Genomic DNA, 5,474 nt, shown 5'->3' on the forward strand with positions numbered 1-5,474 from the left:
GGCAGTTGCAGCTTCTCGAAGAAGATCTGCCCGATCTGCTTCGGCGAACCCAGGTTGAACTCGCCGCCCGCCAGTTCATAGGCTTGCGTCTCCAGCTCGACGAGCCGCGACGCAATCTCGCTGCTTTGCGCCTGCAGGCGCGCGCTGTCGATCAGCACGCCCGTACGCTCCATCTTGCGCAGCACGATCGACACCGGCATCTCGATCTCGCGGTACACGCGTTCGAGGCCCGGCTCACGTGCGATCTGCGGGTACATCGCGTGATGCAGCTGCAGCGTAATGTCGGCGTCCTCCGCCGAATATTCGGCGGCCTGCGCGAGCGGCACCTCGTCGAAGCCGATCTGCTGCGCGCCCTTGCCGGCCACGTCCTCGTACTTGATCGTCTTGACGCCCAGATGACGCAGCGCGAGGCTGTCCATGTCGTGCGAGCGGTGCGACTCGAGCACGTAGGACTCAAGCAGCGTGTCGTGCTCGATGCCGTTCAGCGCGATTCCGTAGTTCGCGATCACCTGCGCGTCGTATTTCAGATGCTGGCCGACCTTCTTGTGCTTCGCCGATTCGAGCCATGGCTTGAGTCTCGCGAGCACCTCGTCGATCGGCAGCTGCTCAGGCATGTCCGGCCCGCGATGCGCGACCGGCAGATACGCGGCACGCCCCGGTTCGACCGCGAACGACAGACCGACGAGGCGCGCGACCATCGGATCGAGCGACGTGGTCTCGGTATCGAATGCGGTCAGCGACGCCGCGTCGATCTTCTCGAGCCATGCGTCGAATTGCGCCCAGGTCTGGATCGTTTCGTATTCGCGGCTCGCCGGCGCGGTGATCGTGAGCGCCGGTTCGCCGTCCTGCGCGACGGCTTCGCCGTTCGCGGGCGCGCTGTCGATTTCGCGCAGCCACGTCTTGAAACCGTAACGGCTGAAGATGTCGCGCAGCAGGTCGCGCGCTTCGCCGTTGCTGGCGAGCGATGCCTCGATCGATTCAAGGTGCGGAGAAAGATCGCACGCGGTATCGACGGTCACGAGCTTGCGGCCGAGCGGCAGGAAGTCGAGCGCGCGGCGCAGATTGTCGCCGACGACGCCCTTGATCTCGTTCGCATGCTCGACCACGCCATCGAGATGGCCGAATTGCGTGAGCCATTTCACGGCCGTTTTCGGCCCGCACTTCTCGACGCCCGGCACGTTGTCGACCGTGTCGCCGATCAGCGTCAGGTAATCGACGATCAACTCGGGCGGCACGCCGAACTTCGCGATCACGCCGTCGCGATCGAGCGTCTCGTTGGTCATCGTGTTGACGAGCGCCACCCGATCGGTGACGAGCTGCGCGAGATCCTTGTCGCCGGTCGACACGACCACCTTCATCCCTTGCTTCTCGGCTTCGCGCGCGAGCGTGCCGATCACGTCGTCGGCCTCGACGCCCTCGACCATCAGCAGCGGCCAGCCGAGCGCTCGCACCGCTTCGTGGATCGGCTCGACCTGCTGCGCGAGATCGGACGGCATTGACGGCCGGTGCGCCTTATACTCGGCATAGAGGTCATCGCGGAAAGTCTTGCCCTTTGCATCGAACACGCAAGCGCTATACTCTGCACTGACTTCCTTGCGCATACGGCGCAGCATGTTGATGATTCCGTAGAGCGCTCCGGTCGGCTCCCCGCCAGGGCCACGCAAATCAGGCATCGCATGGTAAGCCCGATACAGATAGCTCGAACCGTCAACCAATAGCAGGGTCTTACCTTCCAGATTTCGTTCTTCAGGCATTATGAACAAGAGAAAAGTGATTCCGAGTCTGCGTTCACTCGCAGATCAAGAGCGCGCGACTGCCAAGAAGGCCCGCGCGTCGTGGCAGATGTTCACGATTATGGCAGAGTTTATCGAGGCGACCGAATACCTGTCGGAGATCCGGCCGGCGGTCAGCATCTACGGCTCGGCCCGTCTCAAACCGGATTCGGCGTACTACAAGCTCGCAGTGCAGATCGCGCGCAAGCTGTCCGATGCGGGCTTCGCCGTGATCTCCGGCGGAGGTCCCGGCATCATGGAAGCCGCGAACAAGGGCGCGCATGCCGGCAAGGCGCCGTCGGTCGGCCTGAACATCGAGCTTCCGCATGAACAGGCGGGCAACCACTACCAGGACATCTCGCTGCGCTTCCGCCACTTCTTCACGCGCAAGGTCACGTTCGTCAAGAACTCCGACGCCGTGATCGTGATGCCCGGCGGCTTCGGCACGCTCGACGAGTTGTCCGAAGTGCTGACGCTGATCCAGACGAAGAAGTCGCGCCTCGTGCCGATCATCCTCGTCGGCGGCACGTTCTGGCAGGGGCTGCTGCAATGGTTCCGCGACCAGCTGATCCCGAACGGCCTCATCAATCCGGAAGACATGAACCTGATGCAGATCATCGACGATCCGGATCAGGTGCTCGACGCCGTGCTCGCATTCTACGAGGATCGCGGCGAAGAAGAGGGCGAGGAAGCGCATCAGCCGCGCCCGGAAGAAGACCGGATGTTCTATCTGTAATACCCGCGTCGTGCGGAGCCGTCGGACGGTTCCGCGCGACACGGCAGTGCCGTGCATTTCCGGATCGGGCGCGTCGGCGCGACCCGTCCGGCCCGCATCATTTTGTAACACCGCATTCCGGCGGCCACGCCGGGAATGTCAGATCTGTCCGCCTCACCACGCATGTCTTGCGGCGACAAACCGCTGCCCGTCGCATCGAACTGTTAAATCCGCGCGCACGCCCGGCGCCTGCGGCAGCCTCGTCACTCCAATCCGCCGTAACACAATCCGTTCGCCTTTTTCGGCACGCACCGGCACACTGCAAGCAGGCGGCACGGCGGCATCCGCTCGCAGGCATGCGGACCGGCATCATCCGCCTCGTTGCACCGGAGTCTCCATCACTACAGGGAACAAGACATGAAACGCGCACTGATCGCCCTTGCATTCGCCGGTTTCGGCATCTCGCTGTCCTGCGTCGCCCATGCTACGAACGTCGATGTCAATATCGGCACGCCCGCGCCGGTCATCGTTGCGCCGGCGCCGATGCCCGCGCAGATCGTCATCGGCTGGCATGGCGATCGTTACTGGGACGGCCGCCGCTACTGGCAGCGCCGCGAATGGGAAGATCATCAGCGACGTCACGGGCACGGTTATCACTGCCCGCCGGGACACGCCAAGAAAGGCGAGTGCTGAGCGATTGACGCCGGGCATGCGCGCCCGGCGAGGCAATGAAAAGGCCGCTCGCGAACGGGGGTTCGCGAGCGGCCTTTGTCGTTTCGCGCGATGCGGCAGGCACGCGCGATTCGCTGTTACTGGAACGCCACCTCGGCGAAGCTGCGCAATTTCCGGCTGTGCAACTGCGCGAGTCCGTTGGTTCGCAGGATTTCCATCGCCCTCACGCCGATCTGCAGATGTTGGTCGACCTGTGCGCGATAGAACTGGTCAGCCATGCCGGGCAACTTCAACTCGCCGTGCAGCGGCTTGTCGGACACGCACAGCAACGTCCCGTACGGCACGCGGAAGCGGAAGCCGTTCGCGGCGATCGTCGCGCTCTCCATGTCGAGCGCAATCGCGCGGCTTTGCGACAGTCGCTGGACCGGCTCGCGGTGATCGCGCAGCTCCCAGTTGCGGTTGTCGACGCTCGCGACCGTGCCGGTGCGCATCACGCGCTTCAGCTCCGCGCCTTCGAGTTTCGTGACGTCCGCGACCGCCCGCTCCAGCGCGACCTGTACTTCGGCCAGCGCCGGAATCGGCACCCAGAGCGGCAGGTCGGCATCGAGCACGTGGTCCTCGCGCACATAGCCGTGAGCGAGCACGTAGTCGCCAAGGCGCTGTGTATTGCGCAGTCCCGCGCAATGGCCGAGCATCACCCATGCATGCGGACGCAGCACCGCGATGTGATCGGTGATCGTCTTCGCGTTCGACGGGCCGACACCGATATTGACCATCGTGATCCCGCTACCGTCGGCGCGCTTCAGGTGATAGGCCGGCATCTGCGGCAGGCGCGGCGGCGCCACGCCTTCGGACGGCTCGCTGCCGAGATTCTCGTTATACGTGATCACGTCGCCCGGTTCGACGAACGCGCTGTATTCGCTGCGGTACGCGCGCACGTCCGGATCGTCGCTTGCCGTCATCATCATGCGGCCCAGCTTGACGAACTAGTCGATGTAGAACTGATAGTTCGTGTAGAGCACGTAGTTCTGGAAATGCGTCGGCGACGTCGCGGTGTAGTGACGCAGCCGATGCAGCGAGAAGTCGACCCGCGCCGCCGTGAACAGCGCGAGCGGATGCGGTTCGCCGGGCGCCGGCTCGTATGTGCCGTTGACGATGCGGTCGTCGAGATACGACAGATCGGGCGTATCGAACACGTCGCGCATCGCGAGCAGGCGGTCGCGGTCCAGCTCGCCTTCGAGATGGATGCCTTCGGGAAAGGCAAAGTGGATCGGAATCGGCTGCGACGATACGCCGACCTCGATCTTGACCTGGTGGTTCTTCGCGAGCAGCCGCAACTGTTCGCGATAGTAGTTCGAGAACAGATCGGGACGCGTCACGGTGGTCTCGAACACGCCCGGCCCGGCGACGAACCCGTAAGAGCGGCGCGAATCCACGTGCGTGTTGACGTCGGTGCGGATTCGTACAAACGGATAGCAGGCGCGCACATGCTCGGTCATCGGCTCGTGGCGGCGGTAGCGCGCAAATGCATCACGTAGGAAGCCGGAATTCGCCTCGTAGATCGCGGAGAGCCGCGCAACAGCGTCGTTCGGGTCATCGAATGCCTCGACGGGCGGGCTTTCCGGTGTCTGCATCCGGTGTCTGCGGCTCAAATCGTTCTTCATTTTCATCACCTCGTCTGATCAGACGACATTACCACGGAACCTTGTCGGCCGATGGCCGCGACCCCAATCGGGAAGCCGGACGGCACGCGGTATTTGCTAAAATCGAACAGTTCATTGGGAGAGTCAACATGAAGCCGCTCATTCTCGTCGTCGCTGCCGCGCTTGCGGTCGCCGGCGCCGCTCATGCCGCCGGCGGCAAGCCGAGTGCAGACGCACAGGCCCAGGCCCAGGCGGACGCCAACGAAGCCGCCGGGCTGCCGGATCTCAGGAAGATCAATCGACCGGCTGCGGAAGTCACGTCCAAGGTCGATTTCGGCGATGTCCGCCGCACGCCGAGCTTTCACGAGAAAAGCAAGAACGGCACCGAAGTCACCGAATATCGCGATCGCGGCAAGCCGGTCGAAATCGACGTCAAGTCGAACTTCGGCACCCGCTACCAGATGAGCGCGTCACCGGACACGTCGCCGAAACCGCACGACGCGGGCGTCCCGATTACACGCCTGCCGTCGGTCAACCTGCGTTACTGACATTTCGCCCCGCGCCGCGCCTGAACACGGCGGCGGCGCGCCGGCTCTCCCTGCCACCCCTGTCGCGGCGCACGCGCATGCGTGCCCGCCCATCTGACTCGACGTACTTCGCATGGCCGTTTTC

The 5,474-nt window shown here is 63.9% G+C and carries 4 protein-coding genes and 1 pseudogene; 3 read left to right on the plus strand and 2 right to left on the minus strand.

Translation table 11 applies throughout. From position 1 onward, the window contains the following. On the minus strand, window positions 1-1,754 hold a 1,754-nt coding region (locus KH616_RS20705), incomplete at its 3' end, for a DNA polymerase (RefSeq protein WP_292250384.1). Between the two features lies 1 nt (window position 1,755). Here KH616_RS20705 and KH616_RS20710 point away from each other — a divergent pair. Both KH616_RS20710 and KH616_RS20715 read left to right on the plus strand, forming a co-directional pair. Beyond that, complete coding sequence (locus tag KH616_RS20710; RefSeq protein WP_292250386.1) at window positions 1,756-2,508, plus strand: TIGR00730 family Rossman fold protein; 753 nt, start codon at window positions 1,756-1,758, stop codon at window positions 2,506-2,508. 396 nt (window positions 2,509-2,904) lie between these two features. After that, window positions 2,905-3,180 (plus strand): hypothetical protein, encoded by a 276-nt coding sequence (locus tag KH616_RS20715; RefSeq protein WP_292250388.1) that lies wholly within the window; start codon window positions 2,905-2,907, stop codon window positions 3,178-3,180. A gap of 116 nt (window positions 3,181-3,296) precedes the next feature. Here the strand turns inward: KH616_RS20715 and KH616_RS20720 are convergent. After that, a pseudogene (locus KH616_RS20720) lies at window positions 3,297-4,823 on the minus strand (AMP nucleosidase). Window positions 4,824-4,951: 128 nt separating this feature from the next. On the opposite strand from KH616_RS20720, the gene KH616_RS20725 reads away from it, so the two are divergent. After that, window positions 4,952-5,350: a hypothetical protein gene (locus tag KH616_RS20725; RefSeq protein ID WP_292250390.1), complete on the plus strand. Its 399-nt coding sequence runs from the start codon at window positions 4,952-4,954 to the stop codon at window positions 5,348-5,350. The last annotated feature ends 124 nt before the right edge of the window (window positions 5,351-5,474 follow it).

Origin of the sequence: Burkholderia sp., from assembly GCF_018375725.1 — a bacterium.
Taxonomy (GTDB): Bacteria; Pseudomonadota; Gammaproteobacteria; order Burkholderiales; family Burkholderiaceae; genus Burkholderia.